The organism is Pseudoalteromonas luteoviolacea DSM 6061, from assembly GCF_001625655.1.
Classification (GTDB): domain Bacteria; phylum Pseudomonadota; class Gammaproteobacteria; order Enterobacterales; family Alteromonadaceae; genus Pseudoalteromonas; species Pseudoalteromonas luteoviolacea.
Genome location: NZ_AUYB01000001.1, coordinates 1 through 22362 on the forward strand (window position 1 = coordinate 1; position 22362 = coordinate 22362).

Genomic DNA, 22362 nt, shown 5'->3' on the forward strand with positions numbered 1-22362 from the left:
TTCTGTAAAGCGGATCGCTGGTGTGGGCTCTGTGCCAACCACAACCTTTGCGGTGTTACTTACTACACCCGCTTCTATACCGATATAACGCTTACCTAGCTCATTGTCGCTAGTCGTCACATAGTTTAATGTGTAACCATCAATATTCGATTCGCGCAGCCCCGTAAAATTGAACTCGCCTCGTTCATTTGTATTAACTGCAGCGCTAACCTTAAGGCCATATTTATCAAAACCACTCAAGGTTACAATAGTTCCAATTAGCGCTGAATCATCGGATTCCAAAGCACCGTCCTGATCAATATCTAAGAACACACTACCATTAACACTTTGATTCCCTGTAGTGAGTTCTGAAAATGAATGCCCCTGTGAAGCAGCAGTTGACGTCAGAACAATACCCGTAATCAGATCGCTGCCCTCACTATTTGTAAGAACAACACCTGATTTGGCTTCTTTACCGTCAATGTATCCTGCGAGTGCAGCTTGAGTTGGTTGTGAAAGTTGATAAGTACCTGGTGATAAATCGTAAAATGCAAATACGCCAGCAGTATCGGTTTTTACGCGTTGCTGGCTAATTGCGACTCCGTTACTAGTCACACCATCAAGCCAGATTTCTATACCAGCTAATGGCTTATCAAAATCTCCGTCAAAAACACCATTGTTTATGGCATCAAAAAACACACTCCCTGAAATTAAACCTTGTGCAACGGAAGTCGTGCTGGTTGCCCTATTGTTTAATTTATCCGTATCAAAGCCTTGTGTTTCGACCCATGCTTCGTTCACTACCAAGTTATTAGATGGAACAGTGGCCAGTGTCACCGGAATGTTTATTTCAACTGTTTCATTCATTTGGATCAAAGGAATATCACAGCGAACGAAATCCGTAATAGCCCCCGAACTTGGCGCTGATGCGCGGCTACTAGCACAGCTACCAGAAGTGATTGTTGGATTGCCAGCTGCATTCAAGTAGCTGGGTAAGTAGTCATAAAAAACATTATCAGCACTGTCACCAGGACCAGCATTAGTCAGGGTAAAACGATAGTTAAATTGGCTCCCAAGGGCGACCTTGCTGAGTGATGCAACTTTAGTCAACGCCAAATCTACTGCGATACGGATCGAGGTTTTTTCACTCTCATTATTGTTAGCAGAAATCAAATCTTTTTCGTTTGAAAATATCGTTGCGCTGGTTGTTGCGACTTCACCAGTTGTTGAAGGACGTGACAATATCTTAAAGAACATATAACGAGTATAAACCGCCGACTGCGCGCCCGTATTTTCTAAAAGTTCATTTTCGGCCAGTGATGAACCACTATTTTCTGGGCCTAAACAATTAAATATAGTCTGTTGATTAAATATGAGGTTTTGATTGCTACAGCGTGCCGTCAATGCGCTACAAGTACTATCCGAACTACCGTCACATAAGAACTGTAGCTGCTTGCTGCTACTCGCCGGAGAAATAGAAAAGTTGTAACCTACACCACTTGCAACGGAGGTTTCACCATTGTTGTCGGTTAAATATTCTAAATCGACTTTGTAAACAACAACATTGTCCAAAGTCGCTGGGAATGCTCGCGGCTCAGGGTACCATCCCAATGGGTCGCTGATATCATTGTTTTCAATTTTCAGATTTGCTTCACGGATCTCAATATTCAAAGTTTTATTGAACTGATTGTTGGTGCTGTCACTATCCAAAGACATCGTTGAAGAAGACAGATTACTGGTACTACTTAATACCCAATCTTGTCTATCTGCTGCACTTTTCGGCCGTATAGATATCTCAACACTTTGAACTTCGTTACTTGCCAGTGACCCAATTTCGCAGCGCAGAGTTTTAGTCAGCTCAGTATAGCGACACGCATTATTTTGGCCCGCCCGTGAAAAAGTACTGCTAATGAACTGATACTCTTTTCCTGTGGGCACATTAAAAGTATGTTCCAGCACCACATTGCTGGCAGCCAATGCACCGATATTGGCAATATGAATTGTCTGTAGTGCAATATCACCACTTAAAACGGTCGGTTTGGCATAAGAGACCCTTGTAACAGCTAAATCGAAAAGCGATTGTGCTGTTGTTGTTACGCGTGCCGTGTTGTTTGCTGGGTCTGAGTCAATATGTGTACTTGAAGACACACTAACCACATTCTCTACTTGATCGTTAGTCGTTACAAATGGTCTTGAAACAGTCAAAGGAATGGTAACACTATCGCCAACAGTAAACTTCTGCCCTGTATTCAAAGCACAATTGATTGTTGTCTGTGTATTTTCAAACTCTCCAGAGTCAAGACGAGAGCAACTAAACCCAGCTCCTGAGGCACTGTTCAATGTTGCAGGAAAGACAATGCCTGTCTGTTTATTCCCTTCTCGAGATTTAAAGGTGGCTGCGAAAGAGTCTGAAATTACGAGTGAACTACTGTCCTCAGCAACGATGTCTGAACCCGAAAGGTTTCTCGCCACTAGCTGATAACTAATTTCTTTTTGAACATGAGTAAGGCTGGATGTGTTGGCCGTTTTTACGACACTCAAATCCGCAGTTTGAGCACTTTTAATCGTTTTGGTAGCGGACGCTTCACCGGGAGCTCCACCAGCATCAGTTACTTTGGCTGTATTAGTAAGGTCACCAACACCCAATGCGTAGGTTGTGATTGTAAGCTGAGGCGCAGAGCCTAAGAGCGCAATACTGCTGCCATCTTGATTTTGATATAAACAAGTGACCAGGTTGCCACTAGCGCTACACGTCCAGTTTGTTCCATAGGAACCTGTTTTAACAAATGTTTCATTATTTGAGAGCGCATCGGTGACTGTCACCGTTCCAAGAGTTGCACTACTGCCGCTGTTGGTTACAGTTATTTTATTGGTGATTTGCCCACCTTGCTCCACTAAACTGTTACTGCCCGTAGACGCCGATGTTTTAACTTTGGTAATTGCTAATGAAATCGGGTTTCTCGGGTGCAGTCCCCATCCTTCAAAAACACTGCGAGAGTCCTCGACTTCATTTACATACAAAATCGCCGTATTCTTAGGACGAAACGCACTGTCCGTGCCGGTATGCACTGGGGATCGAGCTGAAATAGTAAATTCTACAACTTCATTTGCGCCAATTTGCGAACCTCGACATGTCACAACTAACTGGTCGATACCACACCAATTAGTAACGGATTGCCACACACCATTTGTCTTTACTCGCGTAGAAGTCGATAACGGCACATAGCCTGAAGTTTGATTAAAATCGTCTACTACTTTAATGTTGCTCGCAGCACCACCACCTGAATTACTAACAAGAATTGTGTAGCTAAATTCCTTGCCCATATAGTTAATATTACTATCCCAATTCAAGTTACTTGACTTTGCAATGCTCAAATCAGCAGCCAGATCTAACACTGAAAAGCTCGCAGTTGTACTACTCGACTCTCGGTTACCATGAGCAACTGTTGCCCTATTAACAGAGTTCGCCCCCGCCCGCTCTGCTTTAACCTTCACACTCAGTAACCATGATTGACTCTTAGCAAAACTATTGGACTTTGGAGTACAGCTTAAGGATTGCGTATTATCTGCGCTCAAAGCACAGTTGAAGTGGCTAGACGTATAGCTGACAAAACTGACATTGGACGGCAAGCTATCGACCAATTCCTTAATAGAAGTGGTCTCCCCGGTGTTAGTAAGTGAAATATTAAAGTCAATTTCATCCCCAACTAAATAACTCTTATTAACCGCTAAAGACTTAGTGATTGAGACAAATGATGTTTGCGCAACACTCGTGATGATGCTCGCACTGGCTTGGTTGTTAGCGGTGTTGAGATCAGTTTCATTAGAACTCACTTGTGCATTACTACTAAAGGTTGCTTCCGTGTTAGGCGCATCTGCAAACACCCTAATAACAACGCTGTCATTTTTAGCCATAGCGCTTTGCGATTGGCAGCTTACAGTGAGGCCACTTGTATTGCATCGCCACCCGGTAGGAGTTTGAACAACTGCATTACTCATCCCAGCAGCCAAATTCAAGTTCATATTGGCAGGATCGACTGAGCTTGGACCCAAATTGCTTACTGTTACATCATAATAATGGCGTTCATTGGGAGATAGACTCAACGGCCCCCACCAAGAGGGGGTGCCATCTGATTTGTACTGCTTCAAAGCAACACTTAAATCGGCATTGGGGTTCACCTGCGTATTTACTGAGGCTTGATCATTCGCTGAATTCAACTCGGCGGTATCACTCTTAATGCTGCTAGAAGCCGTCACATTTCCACTGCTGATTTCACTGACCATGGCCTGAATATTAAGTGTCGATGAAGCCCCTGATGCAAATGACGCGAGCTTACACGTAATTGTCTGAGTTCCTGAACAGTTCCAGCCATTTATGGTTGATGGAGACACACTTTGCCAACGAGTAAAGCTCGGCAAGTTATGCGTGACAACTGCATTGGCGGCAGCATCAGGACCGTTGTTTTTTACCGTAATTTGATAAGTAAAGGTGTTACCTAGGTACACAGAGGTAGGGGCTGAAATCAGAGATGTTACCTCTAGGTCAACACCCGCAATGATAGATGTATTTTGCGTTTCGGTATTATTTAATAACTTATTACCAGCTTCATTGTCGGCGCTAATTCGCACACTCGGCTCGATTGTATCACCTGTCAATGCAGACGTTTTAATCGTGACAAGCAGAGAGTTGCTGACACGGCCTGAAAGTTGACCAATAGGACAACTTAGCTTCGTTTTGGTTAGACCATTTTCTTGATAGCTCTGCTCGGTACATGTTTTAGAGCTCGACACAAAACTGGTGGTTTGCGGCAGAAAAAACTCCACCACGACATTGTTCGCAGTATCCTCTTCAGAGTTAGTAAACTCTAGGTTATAACGTACCTCACCACCACGTGGCACTGTTGTATCCAAATCTTCAAAAGTAGATATTTGTAGATCAACAGCATTTGCCAATGCACTAAACAACAGAATAAAGAGTGAGAATAACGAAAATAACAACTGCTTCAATTTCAATAACCCGAACAATAAAAGGAACTCAGCCCGTTTCTAATATGGTACTAATAAAAATGGATGAGAATTCTATTGAATCTAATTACTGTAATCCAGTGTAATTTCCCTCAAATAAAAACATTTGTAAATGGCACTAAAGGATGAACAAAATACCCAACCCTTTTGAACCAATAAAAACAGGTTAAGCTACAACTTTTGAATGATACTCGGATAATCTCTTGGCACTTTGTTTCGCTATGCCATGTAACGAGTGCCAATCTACATTACTCGAGTCAAATAGGGTGAGGCGTACTTCTTGTAAGGCTAAATGCAGTGCTCGCATGCCAAGTGAGGATGCTTCTTCTTCCAACAGTATTAATTTCTCTTCTAACGCTTCTAAGGCTTGAATATCAGCAAGTCCTCTTAATTGAGCAAACTCATAATCTAATCTATCACTGAGATACATCAGTTTAGTACTTAGCACTTGTGGCTCCATACTGCCTGTTAGACTCTGTATAATTGAGAGATCTAATAGGTCGAGATCCATACCTAAACTCTTTGTCGGCACCAGTAATGTAGACAAGAGCTTTTCCAATTGAGGCAATGCAATGGGCTTAGCCAAAAAGTACTCAATACCAGCTGAAAAGTAAGCCTGTTGAGATTGCTCATCTACATCACCTGTAATTGCAATAACTGTGGGTATCTTAAGAAGATTGAGCGATCTAAAAGTTTGGCGATACCAGTCTAAACCATGCCCATCACGCAAGTGCATGTCGAGAAAAATCAAGTCAAACTGGGCATCATTGAGTATCTGATCAGCTTCTGCTAACGAAGATGCAAATTGATAATCTAACGACAAAGAAGTCAGAAAATGTTTTAGTATTTCTTGGTTTAAGAGGTTGTCTTCCACCACTAAAATGCTTCCAGATAGTTGGGAAATCGCTGTGTTACTATGGACTTTAGAGACGCTTTCTGACACTTGATCCGATACATCAGGAAGTTCAAGGTCAAAATAGAATAAACTCCCCTGACCGGACTCACTTTTCACTTCTAGTTTTGAGTCTAAAGTCTGTAATAGCTGTTGACACAACGCCAATCCAACCCCCGCACTCTGCGCGATAGAAAGCGCAGGATCAGCAGAATCAAAAGGCTTAAATAATTGTTCTATTTGCGCTTTATTCATACCTTCACCAGTATCAGCCACTTCAAACCTAAGAGTAGCGTTTTGAGACTTCTGATACAGTAAACTCACTGCCAAAGTGACTTTACCTTGATGTGTATATTTAATGGCATTTGATAATAAGTTTTTGATAACCAAACCTAACGTATCTTGGTCAACCAGATACTGTTTATCACTGGCTATTGTCGTTGTTCTTACTTCAAGCTCGACACTCTTTCCTTGCACCAAAGGTTTAAATTGTTCCATCAATTGCTTAACAAACTCAGGTAGTACAATTGGTGTATGTCTGGAAGCTTTGCCACGCGCATTCAATAAAACTTGGTTTGCCAGATCAGCCAAAGACATGGCCGTCGAAATGATAACGTCGCAATATTGCAAATACTTTTGAGGTTCTCGTGGCGCCTGCTTAATCATTTCAGCATGTCCGACAATTGCATTTAACGGTGTTCTTAATTCATGACTCAACAACGTTAAAAACTGCTCTTTCTTGTGAGTCTCTTCTTTCGCCCTTTGGGTTACATTTGCCAGTAGTTGTTCTTTTCTGCAGCTACACAATAAACATAAAGAAAAACACAATATAAGCGGCATCACGATCACTGACAAAGAAAAGAATTGATTCATCCAGTTGTTGGTACCCAATGTATCGCTGTGCTCATAGCTACCTAACATGCTCAATCTTAAAGTGAATACGCCAAGTAGAGATAAGCAAGCGAGGGCGAAGGTCCAATGAGCAGGAGAAAAACCAGAAAACGATTTACCTTGTCCGATCCATAGAGCACGTAAACATAATGACATGGCAAGCAGCCAAACCAAGTAATTGACCACTACGCGCACTAAGAAACTGACATCAAAAAAAGTAAAATAAATAAAACTGGGAAAGAATATAAATGCGAGTAAATACCAGGGCCAATTATATACCTTCACGACAAAAAACCGCTCGACACCCCGCGTTAACATAAACAAGCCTAACAAAATTAGTGTGTTAGGAACCATAATTGACCAAATGGGAGACAGTGATTGAGAAGACTGGAAAATGCAAGCAATGGCAGCACTGAGAACAAACCCGAACCATAAGCGAGTGCCAGCAATACGCTTGTGTACGAGCCAATTTACCATCATAAATACGGCACATACACAGGTCGTCAATGCTAATATTTTGAGTAGGAGTTTAGGGTCGCCCATCTATAGGTTAATTACATTATTTTAATCATTAAGTAGTATTATATTACTAATTATCTACATGAATAAATAGAGAAATGGATTAATAAGCAGCTTTAATTGTTTATAACCACCCTTTTTGCCTAGCGATTCTCGCTGCATCAACTCGATTGGTTGCATTTAATTTAGCAATGGCCTCAGATAAGTAATTACGAACAGTGCCATCACTGAGAAACAACTTTTGTGCTATTTGGCTCGTTTTAAGTCCCTCACTGGCCAATCTAAGCGCTTTACGCTCTTTATCAGAAAGCGGATCCTTTTCATCAAGCGCATTCATAGCAAGTTCTGGATCGATAACTTTCTGCCCTACAGATACCTTTTTTAAAGCGTTAATCAAATAGTCGCTGGGTGCTTCTTTGAGAATAAACCCTTTTACACTCGCCTCCATCGCACGCCGAATATAACCAGCTCGAGAAAACGTTGTCATGATAACAAACTTTATATTTGGATAGCGGACTTCAACAGTTTGTGCCAATTCTAACCCTGTCAGGTTTGGCATTTCTATATCGCTCAAGACAATATCCACTTCACAGCTTTCAAGCATTTCCAATGCATGCTGCCCATCTTCTGCTTGTCCTACAACCTCAATACTTGGTTCCAATGACAGCAAAGCGGCAATGGCATTTCTTACTAGAGCCTGATCTTCAACTACCAATACTTTCATCACTTACATCTCCTTTTGAGGTAATTGTGCCACCAGCTTCAGTCCACCCTCAGTAAAAACATCGAATGACCCATCAAGCTCTTCAATTCTTGACTTGATACCAGACAGTCCATTACCCCAAATAAATTTATGTACATCACCATCATCACAAAATATAAGATTGTGTAGTCCATCACAAGTATTCAGAGAAATCGTCACCTTGCGCGCATTGCTGTGTTTCAGTACATTAGTAATCGCCTCCTTGGCAACAAAACATAGACAACTTTCCTGCTCTGGACTTAAGGTAACTTTTTGAATATCGGGTTCAACAACCATTCCCTTATCTTTCAGTCTTGATGTCATTACCCCCAATTGTGCTTGAAGCCCTAGTTGCTTCATGCCAGATACCGCTTCCCTCACCTCAGAAAGCGCCGTACGAGCCAATTTTGCGACTTCATCAGCTTCATGCTTTGCTTGCTCATAGTGACCAGCTTCAATGAATTTACCCGAAAGCTCAGACTTTAATGAAATTGAGCTAAGCGAGTGCCCAAGCAAATCGTGGAGATCTCGTGCGATCCGTTCTCGTTCGGCAATTTTGGCTAATTGACTGATCTGTTGCTTGCTTTTTCTCGATTCATTTCGGTGTACGCGCTCCTTATACTCCACAACTCCAAAACCAAATAGCCCAAGAGAAATAACTATCGCAGGGCCGATAAAATAGGGCCAGAAACTCGGATTTATGTGTAAGGTGGCAACTAAAGTAATTGCACACATTAGTACAGCCAGCATTAACCAGCGAACTGCACCCAAGAAACAAAACCCAATTAAATACCCAACATAGCCAAATAGTGTGCTTGTGCCTGAAGTAAATTGCGTCATCAAGATACATAAAAGTAGCATCAACACGATATAGTTAACTGCATCTTTCGCAGGCTTTAACAAGGCTTTGTGGTAACAGAAAACAAAGCCTCCGTATGCGAGAAACTGAACTGCGATTTCGGCATTGGAAGTTGTATTTAAATTTCTAATCATCGGGAAAAAATAAAATACAGAGAAAACCAATGGTCCGTAGTTCCAAAAAAAATGCTTCCCTTTTCTGGCCAGCTGCATTGTGTGTGTCGCACGATTCATAAAATGCCCGTTTGTATGCGTCTAAAAAGACCTATCTCTCTTGATTGTTTTACCCTACCATGGTCAACAACCATAACGCAGTGACAAGTGTCACTGAAAATATCATTAAATAACCGATACTAGCCGCTAACTCAATTGAATAATTAATAATTATGCATAAAAATCAATCCGCGCTCATCCAATTACATATCGCTGTACTCATGTTTGGTGGCACTGCATTATTTTCAAAACTGATTGCCTTATCAGCACTGGATATAACGGTTTATCGCACCGCAATCGCTTTTTTGGCAATAACTGTCATCCTTAAATTACAAAATAAGCACTTACGACTTCATAATCACAGAGACTACTTTATTGTGGCTGGCCTTGGCATCATTGTAGGCTTGCATTGGGTTACCTATTTTGCCGCCATGCAAATGGCCGGCATAGCCACGGGGATCATCGCCTTTTTCACCTATCCGGTTATCACTGTGTTACTTGAGCCATTGTTCAATAATACTAGGATCAAACCCACGGACCTTTTTAACTCTCTGATCGTCATTGTAGGTATTTACCTGATGGTGCCTGATGCAGATTTAGGTAACCAGGTCACTTTGGGGATTCTCACAGGAGTCGTGTCTGGCGTTTTTTTTGCAACACGTAACCTATTACAAAAGAAATATTTTTCAGGCTATGGTGGACCGCACACCATGTTGTACCAAACTTTGACAGCAGCCTGTGTACTGTCTTTTTTTGTTGAAACTCCGCCTCAAGCCTTACCCCTTCAAGATATGTATTACTTAATTTTGGCGGGCATCGTATTCACAGCGATTCCACACTCTCTTTTTGCAAATAGCTTACGTTATTTAAGTGCTACAACTGCGGGATTAATTTCCTGCTTGCAACCCTTGTACGGCACAATTTTGGCTTATATGCTGTTATCAGAGACAACCAGTATGACAACAATAATTGGTGGCATTTTAGTTGTAAGCGCTGCCTGTTTTGAAACTTGGTCAATAACAAGGAATAAACGATGATCCAAGTATTTGCGCACCGAGGTGCAAGCGGAAACCATCCTGAAAACTCGCTAAGTGCAATTAGCGCGGCTTTAGATGTGGATGTTGATGGCATAGAGCTTGACGTTCAAAGTTGCCATGATGATTATGCAATTATTCATGATACCTGGCTTGATAGAACGACCAATGGTCGTGGCATGGTAAGAGACGCCACACGAGAAATGCTCAATGCCCTTGATGCAGGCAATGGTGAAGGTATTCCCACATTACAAAACGTGTTTGATTTAATAGGCACGAAGGCAACTATCAATCTCGAATTAAAACACACCTATTCGCTAGATAAGTTTGTGCAATATATCGAAAATAATATTAATGCAGGTGTAATTGAGCGGAGTCAATTGATACTGTCTTCGTTTGATCACCACCAGCTTGTTTGGCTTAAGCAAAAATTGCCATGGGTAAAAATCGGTGCACTGACGGCTTCTATTCCTCTTAACTACGCCGAGTTTGCGCAAAAGCTGCATGCCTACAGCATCCATATGGATAAAAACTTTATAAACCATGAGTTTGTTTTGGACGCAAAACAGCGGGGGTTGCAAGTCTATGCCTATACCGTAGATAAACAAAGAGACATTGAGTTAGTGCTAGATATGGGTGTTGATGGGATCTTTAGTAACTACCCATGCCACGCCAAAATGGCCATAAACAGATTCTGTGATCCTAAAGCCCGGTAACTACTAATGTGTGCTTTGGGTAAGCAGCTCAAAGCGCCTTTAGTTTAGCTATTTATGGATAAACCGATTGGACTGCTTAAATAATTCTACTAAATGGTATATTTTAATAGTAATGGAAGTAAATGTGGGTGTTTCTTGCAAGTGATATCCTAGTTTACATGAACCGGCGAGTGATAAGCCTATGATGAGTTTGTACATGCGCATATATAATTTAATTGAAGAATCTCTCTTTTTTACTCTCACGAGAAAAATATTCGGCAACCTTGGCTTTTTGTTTGTATTTCAGCTACTAACGTTAAGCTGGCTGTATACACACTTATCTGATTCTGGCACAGAGCTGGGTGGTTTTTGGTTATTGGCATTTACCTCAATTATCGCATTTGTTTTTACTTTTTTTTATATGCGGTATTTGATCGTAAGGCCAGTTCAAGCTATGCGTGATGCGTTGGAACAGGTCAATCGCCAAGATGGCAACTTAAATGCTCGTTTGCCGCAGTTCACATACGATGAGTTTAGAGAACTCAGCGACCAATATAATACCTTTACCGTGCACCTAAGTGAGTTACTTGGCAATACCTATAAAAGCGCCGAGGCGGCAACACTCAGCAACCAACAAGTTACTCAATCAATGACCAACACGGTATCTTCTGGGGAGCAGCAAATAAGCCAAGGCGATAACATCATTGCAGCCAGCGATCAGGTAACCCACAGTCTGCAAAGTATTGTCAGTAACACCGATCAAGTTTACCAAGCGAACACAGAAAGCTTGCACTTTGTGCGAGGCTCATCTCAATCTTTAATGACATTGGTTAACGAGGTGCAACAAATCACGTCGTTATTAGGAAATTTCTCAACGACCGTATCTGGATTAAAGGAAAATAGCGACAACATTAGAAATATTTTGAAGATGGTCGAAGAATTTTCAGATCAAACCAACTTACTCGCCTTAAACGCTGCCATTGAAGCGGCACGAGCAGGCGAAGCCGGGAGAGGGTTTGCTGTCGTTGCAGATGAAGTGCGTAACTTATCGGTTAAAGTAAATGACGCTACGCGCCAAATTAGCGATTTTATCAATCAAATGGATCATTTAGTCAGTGAAACTCATCAGGAATCTGAGCAGCTGATTTCACACTCAAGCGGTGCTGAAAAAGCCATCAGTGACACCTCAAAGGGCTTTGCGGATATGAGTGCTGACTTTGAGCGCAATCAGTCGCAGCTTGAAGAGATTGTCAGTGCAGTACACCAACTTGAAGACACGCAAAATCACACACATCAGGCTGTTCAGCAAATTGTGGAATTAGGTCAATCTGCAAAAGCCCAGCTAGATACGGCGCTGCACGATTGCCAAAATGCGCATCAACTCACAGCGACAACTCAGAAAGAACTTCAAAGATTTGTATAGAAAAAGCCCAGATAAGTTCTGGGCTTTTCAAACGTGTACAAAAGGCAACGGCTAAGCTCTATTAACATCAAATGCAATGACATCTTTTATGGCGTTTTTACCTGTTGCCAACATAACCAAACGATCAATACCTAATGCAACACCTGCACACACGGGTAAACCATGCTCAAGCGCGCTCAAAAAGCGTTGATCCTTATCTACAAGAGGCAGCTCCATTTGAGCACGTATTTTATTGTCTGTATCAAACCTCTGGCTTTGCTCTTCAGCATTAGTAAGTTCATTAAACCCATTTGCTAGCTCCACTCCTTGATAATACAACTCAAAGCGCCCCGCGACTCGAGGATCAGCCTCATTTAACTGGGCCAGCGCGGCTTGTGAAGCAGGAAAATGGTAAACAAAGCAAGGGGCATCAATGCCAATTTTCGGTTCTATTTCCATGCAGAATAACAGCTGTAATAGTGGGTCAATAAACTGCTCTTGCGCAGCAATATCTTCATAGCCAAAACGGCTGCAAACAGCTCTTAGTTCTTCAAGCTTGATTGTCAGGGGATCAATACCTAAATACGTTTTAAACGCATCTTGATAACTAATACGTACGGCCACACCGCATGACAATACAGTTTGCATTAAACTATCGATCTCATCCATTAAATCAAACTCATCAAATCCTGGACGATACCATTCGAGCATAGTGAACTCAGGGTTGTGGTAACGACCAGACTCTTCATTGCGAAAGGCTTTACCAATTTGATATATAGCGCCACTGCCTGCAGCCAATAAACGTTTCATCGCAAACTCTGGCGATGTCTGCAAGTAGAGAGGCAAGCCTTTGGCATGGCTTGGCCCAACAAACTGAGTAGAAAATGTTGCCAGATGAACATCTGTGACAGAAGCTTGACTCAAACACGGAGTCTCCACTTCCATAACTTCACGCGCAGCGAAAAAGGCTCTGATCTTAGCCAGAATATTAGCTCTTTGTCTTAAGGTCTCTATCTGCGCACTTGGCGCCCACAATACATCACTCATTTTTCCTATGACCTAGTTTGTCGCATTAATCATAAAAAAATCTCGGCATATGCCGAGATTTTTCATGTTGTAGCCGTTAAGCAAAACTTACTTAACGCGGCTTACGTATTCGCCTGTACGCGTATCTACTTTAATCACTTCGCCAATTTGAACGAATAGTGGCACTCGCACAACAGCGCCAGTAGTAAGCGTTGCAGGTTTACCACCGGTGCCAGCAGTATCACCTTTAAGACCAGGGTCTGTATCTGTGATCTCTAATTCAACAAAGTTTGGTGGCGTTACAGCAATTGGGTTGCCATTCCACAATGTGATCGTACAAACATCATTTTCAACTAGCCATTTAACGTTGTCACCAACTGCTTTTTCGTCAGCCGCGATCTGTTCGAATGTCTCGTTGTTCATAAAATGCCAGAACTCACCGTCAGTGTATAAGTACGCTAAGTCTGTTTCCATTACATCAGCGCCTTCAACTGAGTCGCCTGATTTAAATGTTTTTTCTAATACTTTTCCTGAGATCAACTTACGGATCTTAACTCGGTTGAAAGCTTGGCCTTTACCTGGTTTAACCATTTCGTTTTCTAGGATCGTACAAGGCTCGCCATCAATCATAATTTTTAGGCCGCCCTTGAACTCGTTGGTGCTATAATTCGCCATCGTATCCTCTAATCATCGTATTTCGAGTAATAAACCTGCTAATGATACAAATAAATGAAGTAAATTTGCATACTAACTGGCAAAAAGAATTGGCGAATGTCGTTACTTGCCCAGAAACACTCATTAAAATGCTTGGGTTAGAAGCTCATTTTAGTGCAAAAGACCTTGCAGCAAAGCGGTTGTTTCCTCTGCGTGTACCTCGCCCCTTTGTGAACAAAATGCGTCATGGTGATCCACAGGACCCTTTGTTATTACAAGTCTTGCCAATGCATCAAGAGTTTATTGCCGCGAGAGGATTTAGTAAGGACCCTCTTGAAGAACAAGACGCACCAGTGCCTGGCTTGCTTCATAAATATAGATCACGTGTTTTATTGATGTTGAAAACGGGCTGCGCTGTCAACTGTCGTTATTGCTTCAGACGCCACTTTCCATATCAAGACAATCAAGTGAACAAACGTACTCTCGAGCCTGTTTTTGACTACCTTGTCGCACACCCCGAAATCAATGAGGTAATTCTCAGCGGAGGTGACCCACTAATGGCAAAAGACGACATGATTGCATGGCTTTTAGAGAAGTTAGAGCAACTACCACAAATCAAGAGGCTGCGAATACATAGCCGCTTGCCAATTTTGATACCCGCCAGAATAACCCCTGAACTATGTGACCATTTAGCGCAAAGCCGGCTGAAGACGATTCTCGTTAATCACATTAATCATAAAAATGAAATTGATGAACACTTTACACATGCAATGAGTAAGCTCAAACAAGCAGGTGTCACCTTACTCAATCAAACTGTACTTCTCAGAGGGGTTAACGACAACCCACAAGCACTTATCGAACTCAGTGAGGCGCTATTTGATAGTGATGTACTGCCTTACTATCTGCACTTACTGGACAAAGTTGAGGGAGCAAGTCACTTTGATGTCGCTGAAGAGGAAGCGATTGCACTGGTGGGCAATATACTGGAAACACTGCCAGGTTTCTTAGTACCAACTTTAGTGAGAGAAATCGGCGGCAAACCAAGTAAGACGCCGATTGATTTGCGTTTAAGTAAAACTTAAATGCAAAACATCAACGCTTACTAAGCATAAACGTTGATGTTATTGCCCAAAGACGCTGTCACTGATTTTGCGGGGGTCTGCGCTGCGGCAGCGCTCCCTGCAGATTCAATTAGCGCTAGGGCGGCTCGTCCATCTGCTTGCTGTTGCTTTTTAGCCAAAGAAGCGCTGTATACTTCGCCACTTGGCCCAGCCCCAGACATAGCAGGAAGGTTACTTCCAGAAATATTCATAGGCAATTACCTGACAAGTTTGATGGATCCAAGTAAAATATCGACCGATTCACACCAGACTTTAGGAAAAATATGCAAGCTATCATCGATAAGCTCAACGAAAACTTAAAAGTTGTTTACCGTCAAGCACTTGATGCTGATAAAAAATTAGATGAACTGCAGCAACAAGGTCATGGAAAATTCACCGCACTGTTTACCAAAGATGCCGGCTTTGGGTTTGAAGCCAAACGCTTTAAACCTTACGTGTTAGATGTAGCAGCAGATGTAGATGAGCTGAGTAAATCAGAACAGTTGGATGAAGAACGACTAAAAAGAGCAGTCTTCAAAATACAGCAACTGCTTCAATTACTTTCGACTTTCAAATAAAAAAGAGCGCCTTAGCGCTCTTTTTTATCCTAAATTTTAGGGGCTATTTCGTCTTTGTACCAATCACTCAGTAATCGTTTGTCGTAGTAAAACTCTGAATCTCGACCGATTTTCAACTTGTCCATAAAGCCTAAGTCTTTTAACACTTTCGACTTAGCCTCTGTCACAACTTTACCGGTATTATCAGTCACGCTATATGACATTTTTAAACGCGGAAAATAAATCGGCTTTATAATCCGAATATCATTCATGTTAAACCGAACATCTCCTGCTAAATCCACGTCTTCAAATGTTACTGACATGGTATAGCCTGCAGGCAGATCAGCAGCTAACTTATTTAAATGTTGTTCAAATTTTTTAGCAATACGTTTGTGGTATCCGCCTCGAGTTTCGTTTGCAGGGAAAACATCACGATACTCTTTAAAATCTAACCAAGTTACATTTACTTCACCAGCACTTGCCGTCATTGGAAGGAACATCGCTGCAATCACATATTTGATATATTTCATAATAAACTCCTCTCGTTGGCCTGTATGCTCATAATCTGCTCATTTCGCTGAACGAAAACTTAAGGGTTACATCCCTTTACAGGCTTTTACTCGTGATCACTTTATCACCATCAAGAGCGCCAATCAGGCGCTCTTTTGCTCCTTTATTCGATAAAATAACGCATATAAAACAGGCACTACGCCTAGGGTTAACAAGGTTGAGAACAACAAGCCCCCCATGATCCCCAGTGCCATTGGCTCCCACATTTCACCACCGCCTAAATACAATGGAATAAGACCAAAGACAGTTGTTGCCGTGGTCAGTAATATTGGCCTCATACGTTGCTGAGCAGCCATCACAATCGCCTCTACAGGGTTTTCTGGTATATTGTTAAGTTCAATCTTAATCCGCTCTAGCAACACAATGGCATTGTTTATCACAATTCCAGCTAATGAAATAATGCCTAACAAGGTCATAAAACCAAAAAATGATTGCCCTACTAGTAGACCGAGAATGACACCAATAAATCCCAACGGAATCGTAGTCAGTACGATAATAGATTTACGGATAGAGTTAAATTGACCAATGAGTAAGATAACAATAATAAACACCGCAATAGGCATTTTATCTGCTATCGATTGATTCGCTTTGCCTGAAGATTCCGCCTCACCACCCAATTCGTAGGAATATCCAAACGGCCAGTTTTTCTTTTGCTCTTCAAGCCAAGGGACGAGCGCATCAAAGCCTTCATCAGCAGTTATTCCGTCTAGCTGTGCGCCCACGGCGACTGATTTCAATCTATCACGTCTCAATATTTGCGCACTTTCCCAAACGATTTCGATATCAGCCACTTGCTTCAATGGCACTGACGCGCCTGTTGCTTGTGAGTAAACCATCATTGCTTCTAGTTTTCCGATATCATCTCTATCTGCTGCAACAGATCGTAATGTTACTGGAATGAGCTCATTTCCTTCGCGATATTGAGTTAGCTCCAACCCACTAAAGCCAGTTTGTAACGAGCTTGCAATATCCTTGCTGGAAACACCAACTCGCCTTGCACGCGTTTGATTAATTTTGATTTGCACTTTCTTACTTGGCAGCCCCCAGTCATCACTCACTGCTTTAAGGCCAGTAGTCGTTTGCATTTTCAGTTTTAACGCATCAACAATGCCCATCAAAGTGTCTTTATCATCACCTGAAAGTCTAATCTCAACAGGGTTTGCAATTGGAGCTCCATTCTCTATCTTTCTCTGTTTTATTAACAGGTCAGGGTGTCGACTCAATGCATATTGTTCAATATCAATCATCAAGTCATCAATTAAGTGATAGGAGGTCGTGCTGACTACCATCAATGCATAATTAGCACTAGTAGGCTCAGGACTGTGTGTTAACAAGAACCTCGGCCCGCCATTTCCAACATAGCTTACCCATTCGGTAACGCCCTCAGAACGCTCGTTTGATACCTGTAGTTCTCGATGTAAAAAGCCTTCAATGTCTTTCACCATCGCTTCAGTGGTTTGTAATCGTGTGCCGATTGGTAGCTCCAGTTCAACTTTGAAGTAATCACGATCAGATGGCGGAAAGAACACCTTTGGAATATATTGCATTCCCTGTAGCGCTACAAAAAATGCCCCGATACAAGCTAGGATAGTCATCCAGCGGTAACGGATCATCACTGTTAGCAGCTGCTTGTAACCAAGGTAGATCCCTGAATTGTAATCTGCCGCTTGAGACTTAACGCGGGTAAAATACACGCAAAGCATTGGAATCATGGTCATGGCTAGTAACCAAGAACAAAGCAATGTGATTGTTACGACTTTAAACAGTGATGCCGTATATTCGCCTGTCGATGATTCAGCTAAGAAAATCGGTAAGAACGCAGCGCCAGTGGTTAGTGAAGAAACTAATAAAGGAACTTTAAGCTCATCAGCTGAGTCAACCGCAGCATCAATCGCAGCTTTGCCCCTCTCCATCTGCACCATAATATTCTCAGACATTACAATGCCGTTATCCACTAGCATGCCTAGGGCAATGATCAGTGCCGCTAAGGATATTTGGTCAATACTAATATCAAAGAATGACATCACTAAAATACCAAATACCATACTCATAGGAATTAAACTAGCAACGATTAGCCCAGTACGTAGGCCTAAAGTAAATAGCATTACCAAAGTTACAACTAATACTGCCTGCAATAAGTTCGAGACAAAATCACTCACTTTTTGCTCGACTTCTCTTGGCAAAAACGACAAGAGCTTAAATTCGACCCCAATTGGATAAACGCTTTCAAGGTAATTGAGTGTCTCTAGAACTTGTTCTCCTAGCGCAATATTGTTGCCACCTAGACGCATAGAAATGGCCAGTGTCAGCCCCTCTTGTTGTCCAACTCGAACTTTAGATTTTGCTGGATCCACATAGTCTCTGTAAACAACAGCGATATCTGATAGGAGTAGCACTTGCTCACTGCCAGGCACATTTATGATGGTGTTGGCAATATCTTCTACAGACTCAAAATTACCACTTGGTTCAAGTGCGAGAGTCTCATCATTGATGTAAATAGAGCCGCCTGGATTTACGATATTACGTGCCGCAAGTTGCTCTTTTAGCTGACTTGGAGAGATCCCTAAAGCACCAAGGCGCGCATTTTCAAATTCAATAAATACTCTTTGCTCTTGATTTCCATATATTTCGACTTTTGCTGCTTCAGGTAGGCGCAGTAAGGTATCCCGAACTTGCTCCGCAACGTCTTCCATCTCTCGGTAACTATAGCCCTCAGCCGTGAGACCAATCACTATACCGAATACATCACCAAATTCATCATTGACGATAGGCGTTTGTGCATCACTTGGAAGATCTTGTTCTATGCTTTGGATTTTCCGCCTTAAGTTGTCCCAAATAGGTCGCATCTCTTTGTAGCTTTCTTTGATATTAACACTAACAATTGAAACGCCTGTTTTCGATGTACTGGTTACAAAGTCTAATTCTGGGATCTGTTGAACCACTTTCTCGATTTGGTCGGTGACCAGCTCTTCTACCCGCTGCGGACTAGCTCCAGGAAAATAGGTCACGACCTGTGCTGTACGAATGATAAAACCCGGATCATAGTCTTTTGGCATTTTGTCAAAAGAGGCAATACCAAAAAACAGTAAAGCCGCGATTAAAACCCATGTGGTACGGTTATTTTCTAATGCTAATCTGGTGATATTCACTGTGCCCCCTTGTTAAACTTCACAAGTTGGCCCTCACTCACCTTACTCATTCCAGCGGTAACGATGTAATCACCTTCGCTCACACCACTTAAAACCGGAAACCCAAGAGTTGACACCTCGCCAATTACCACAGGCTTTTTAGAAATCTCACCTTTACCATCACCTACAGATGAAACGGTCCAAACATAATTTCCCGAGGCGTCTTTCAAGACAGTATTGATCGGTAAGTAGAGTCCACTCTTATTTACATCGGCGCCTTTGGCAAGTACCTTCGCCGTCATGCCAGGTAGGATATTGTAGTTTTCTGGACGAGTCATACTTAGCGTCACTTCATATGCTTTAGTCACTTCATCGGCTTGTGTGCTCACCTCAACAAAGTCTAAAGGAAATGTTTTGTCAGGGATCCCAGAAAACTCAGCAATAATGTGTTTTGGAGCGTCCTTTGATACTTTGATCATAAGGCTTTCTGGCACATTCACTTTCAATGTAATGTGCTTTATATCTTGAAGTGTCGCAATCACTTGTTTCGCTTGTACTTCCTCGAAACGCTCGATATAAGTTCTCGCTACAACACCTGAAAAGGATGCCTTTAATTTTGTGTATGATAGATTATTTTGCGCATTAGCTAATTTACTTTTTGCACTAGTGAAATGCGATTGCAACTGATCATAGTCCGACTGCGAAATGGTACCTGATTTAATCAACTGCTTAGCGCGACCAAAATCAGCTTGGGCTTTATTATAGTTTGCCTGAGCCTCATCTAAAGAAAGTTGGTAATCTGTCGCATCCAATTTAGCAATGATATCTCCAACTTCTACTTCCTCACCTTGCTTCACAAGCAATTCAGTCACTTCACCAGGCACTTTAAAAGACAAATCTGCGGAGGAAGCTGCATCAACAACAGCTGGAAATTCAACCATTGGCCCATCAACTTGCGATGACAAAATTAGCGTTCTAACAGGACGTAATTGTTCAGACTCTTTTTGATCTATTTGCGGTTCAGAGCAACCAGCTAAAATGGCGCAGAAAACCGCTGTCAAACCAAATGACCTAATTCTTATTGTTTGCATGAATGCTCCTTAGTTATGTCCTGAGTTACGATGCTTGACCATTGCCGTAACAAAGTTATTTACCCAAATATCTAGAATTTCTTTAACCGCTTTGACATTTTCAGTGCCATCGGCTTTAACTAGTGTGTCTAACTCTTTATGTGCAGTCATCATCACCATAGGCTCTTTTTCACTACCCACATAGAAAACAGACTCAAGAGACACATGAGTTAGCGCTTCAGTTTGCTCAGTTGCTGCTAAGTAAGCAGACTTACCTGCGTTGTAAACCAATCGAATCGGAACGAAGTCTCTAACCCCCAACTCAATTGGTTCAAATTCTACATCTGTAAACGCGCCTTTAATCGTTAATACTGTATCATCCAATTGAGTAGGCTTTTCAGTAACAACTGTGTAGTGCCCGTTCAACTTGTTCACCATTTCTGACTGCATATAGTGACTCAACTTTGCGATATGCTGAGGGTTTACATTAAGGAAATCTGTATCTTTAACATTTACCCACACTTCAAAACGCGGCAAGTATAGCGTCTTGATTTTGGCAAGCGCATCCTTCCCAAACTCTCTACTGACATATAGTTGAGTATCTTGGTATTCATCTGAAGGTTTCAGTACAGTGTAGTCAGGTAAAAACCCTGACTGAGTGTTCCTTCCAGTTGAACTACATGCGGTTATTAGAAAAAGGGTGAACAAAATCAGTAAAGCGCGCAACGAAGTCATTGTCAGCTCCATAATTATTAATATTCCTTTGGTTGTATCACATCGCCAAATATAGCTTTGTTTTCATTTGATATTAAATGTAACTTAAAAGTACATCTCTAACGATTGTTACATACCAAGACGAATAGCTAAGACCTTAGCTAACTTAAATAGTGCAAAATTAATTAAAATTTATAGTTTAACGCTTATAGCATAGCTAACTTACTGAGCTTTGGTCGTATTTACATACTAAAATTAGAAATTTATTGCGAAGTAGACAGGCGTCGATGTACAAAGATTAGGAAAGAGTAAAAGATATAATCAATCGAAGCGTAATTGGACCTTTTGATGGTCCAATTATCATGGTGTTTATTGCTAATATTCAGAGGCTACAAATTCCCTCTGATCACACCTACTGCAAGCCCTTCAATATTGAATGCTTCCTGCTCTAAATCTACCTCGATCGGGGAAAAATCCTCATTCTCAGCATGCAAAAATACTTTCCTGCCGACTTTTTCAAAGCGCTTCACAGTAACATCTTCTTCCACTCTAGCTACAACCACTTGTCCATTATTTGCAACTTGAGTCCTGTGCACTGCAAGTAGATCGCCGTCCATAATCCCAATGTTCTTCATGCTCATTCCGTTAACGCGTAATAGGTAATCAGCATTGGGTTGAAACATACTTGGGTCGACTTTACAGTGATTTTCAATATGCTCTTGAGCGAGGATTGGCTCACCAGCTGCTACGCGGCCAACCAATGGCAAGCCTAATTGCTCAGGCTCATCTTCTTCAACTAAACGAATGCCACGACTGGCACCAGGTACCATTTCAATCACGCCTTTTTTTGCCAGTGCTTTTAAATGTTCTTCAGCTGCGTTCGCACTGCGAAATCCAAGAGCATCGGCAATTTCTGCACGAGTAGGAGGCATGCCTGTATCTTTGATAAATACCTTTATAAGTTCAAATACTTGTTCTTGTCGTTTAGTTAAGGGTCGCATATAACTGGTTTTCCATACAGTACATTTACTGTGAGTATATACAGTTCAATCAAAAGCGCAATGATCTTCTTAACATTTTGTGAAACCAAGCATTATTCCATCACAGCAAGGGTGCAAAAGGCTACTGACTGCGAACGCAGTGAGTGCGCTTCTTTTGCGCAAGGGTGACGAATGACCGAAACAAAGTTTCGCAGCATGAGGAAGTGAGCGCATGGATGCGCGATGGGACCCTGCTTCAGGGATGAATTAAGTGCAAAAGGTTAGCGACTGCGAACAAAGTGAGCACGCTTCT

General features: G+C 41.9%; 17 protein-coding genes. 5 read left to right on the plus strand and 12 right to left on the minus strand.

All coding sequences use genetic code 11. The features are described 5' to 3' along the window. From N475_RS00005 to N475_RS00020, 4 genes are all read right to left on the minus strand, one after another. On the minus strand, positions 1-4986 hold a 4986-nt coding region (locus N475_RS00005; protein ID WP_162269568.1), incomplete at its 3' end, for a DUF11 domain-containing protein. A 184-nt stretch (positions 4987-5170) separates the two neighbouring features. After that, positions 5171-7267 carry an ATP-binding protein gene (locus N475_RS00010; protein WP_162269569.1) on the minus strand — a complete coding sequence of 699 codons (2097 nt, stop codon included), beginning with the start codon at positions 7265-7267 and terminating at the stop codon, positions 5171-5173. A 163-nt stretch (positions 7268-7430) separates the two neighbouring features. Then, entirely contained in the window at positions 7431-8033 is a 603-nt protein-coding gene (locus N475_RS00015; protein ID WP_063359482.1) for a response regulator transcription factor, read from the minus strand. After that, positions 8034-9140, minus strand: coding sequence for a sensor histidine kinase (locus N475_RS00020; protein ID WP_063364466.1), 1107 nt, complete (start codon positions 9138-9140; stop codon positions 8034-8036). A 152-nt stretch (positions 9141-9292) separates the two neighbouring features. On the opposite strand from N475_RS00020, the gene N475_RS00025 reads away from it, so the two are divergent. The 3 genes from N475_RS00025 (at position 9293) to N475_RS00035 (ending at position 12271) form a co-directional block, all read left to right on the plus strand. Next, positions 9293-10156: a DMT family transporter gene (locus tag N475_RS00025; RefSeq protein WP_063359480.1), complete on the plus strand. Its 864-nt coding sequence runs from the start codon at positions 9293-9295 to the stop codon at positions 10154-10156. Next, positions 10153-10869, plus strand: a complete 717-nt coding sequence (locus N475_RS00030) for a glycerophosphodiester phosphodiesterase (RefSeq protein ID WP_063359479.1) — start codon at positions 10153-10155, stop codon at positions 10867-10869. The genes N475_RS00025 and N475_RS00030 overlap by 4 nt, the downstream gene beginning before the upstream one ends. 196 nt (positions 10870-11065) lie before the next feature. After that, positions 11066-12271, plus strand: a complete 1206-nt coding sequence (locus N475_RS00035) for a methyl-accepting chemotaxis protein (protein WP_063359478.1) — start codon at positions 11066-11068, stop codon at positions 12269-12271. 51 nt (positions 12272-12322) lie between these two features. Here N475_RS00035 and epmA read toward each other — a convergent pair whose 3' ends face one another. Then, on the minus strand, positions 12323-13297 hold the full coding sequence (gene epmA / locus N475_RS00040) for an elongation factor P--(R)-beta-lysine ligase (protein ID WP_063364467.1): 975 nt from the start codon (positions 13295-13297) through the stop codon (positions 12323-12325). Between the two features lie 87 nt (positions 13298-13384). Then, positions 13385-13951 (minus strand): elongation factor P, encoded by a 567-nt coding sequence (gene efp / locus N475_RS00045; protein ID WP_063359476.1) that lies wholly within the window; start codon positions 13949-13951, stop codon positions 13385-13387. 41 nt (positions 13952-13992) lie between these two features. On the opposite strand from efp, the gene epmB reads away from it, so the two are divergent. Beyond that, a complete protein-coding gene (epmB, locus tag N475_RS00050) occupies positions 13993-15012 on the plus strand; it encodes an EF-P beta-lysylation protein EpmB (RefSeq protein WP_063364468.1) in 1020 nt (339 codons plus the stop codon). A 20-nt stretch (positions 15013-15032) separates the two neighbouring features. On the opposite strand, the gene N475_RS00055 is transcribed toward epmB, so the two are convergent. Continuing rightward, positions 15033-15242 carry a hypothetical protein gene (locus tag N475_RS00055; RefSeq protein ID WP_063359474.1) on the minus strand — a complete coding sequence of 70 codons (210 nt, stop codon included), beginning with the start codon at positions 15240-15242 and terminating at the stop codon, positions 15033-15035. Positions 15243-15314: 72 nt separating this feature from the next. Here N475_RS00055 and N475_RS00060 point away from each other — a divergent pair, with 72 nt between their 5' ends. After that, complete coding sequence (locus N475_RS00060; protein ID WP_063359473.1) at positions 15315-15608, plus strand: hypothetical protein; 294 nt, start codon at positions 15315-15317, stop codon at positions 15606-15608. A gap of 29 nt (positions 15609-15637) precedes the next feature. Here the strand turns inward: N475_RS00060 and N475_RS00065 are convergent, their stop codons facing one another. The 5 genes from N475_RS00065 to lexA form a co-directional block, all read right to left on the minus strand. Next, positions 15638-16117: a DUF3016 domain-containing protein gene (locus N475_RS00065; protein WP_063364469.1), complete on the minus strand. Its 480-nt coding sequence runs from the start codon at positions 16115-16117 to the stop codon at positions 15638-15640. Positions 16118-16240: 123 nt separating this feature from the next. After that, on the minus strand, positions 16241-19306 hold the full coding sequence (locus N475_RS00070; protein ID WP_063359471.1) for an efflux RND transporter permease subunit: 3066 nt from the start codon (positions 19304-19306) through the stop codon (positions 16241-16243). Further along, positions 19303-20376, minus strand: a complete 1074-nt coding sequence (locus N475_RS00075) for an efflux RND transporter periplasmic adaptor subunit (protein WP_063359470.1) — start codon at positions 20374-20376, stop codon at positions 19303-19305. Before N475_RS00075 ends, N475_RS00070 begins: the two co-directional genes overlap by 4 nt. 9 nt (positions 20377-20385) lie before the next feature. Next, a complete protein-coding gene (locus N475_RS00080) occupies positions 20386-21090 on the minus strand; it encodes a DUF3313 family protein (protein WP_063359484.1) in 705 nt (234 codons plus the stop codon). A gap of 368 nt (positions 21091-21458) precedes the next feature. Further along, positions 21459-22070 carry a transcriptional repressor LexA gene (gene lexA, locus N475_RS00085; RefSeq protein WP_063359469.1) on the minus strand — a complete coding sequence of 204 codons (612 nt, stop codon included), beginning with the start codon at positions 22068-22070 and terminating at the stop codon, positions 21459-21461. Between the last annotated feature and the right edge of the window lie 292 nt (positions 22071-22362).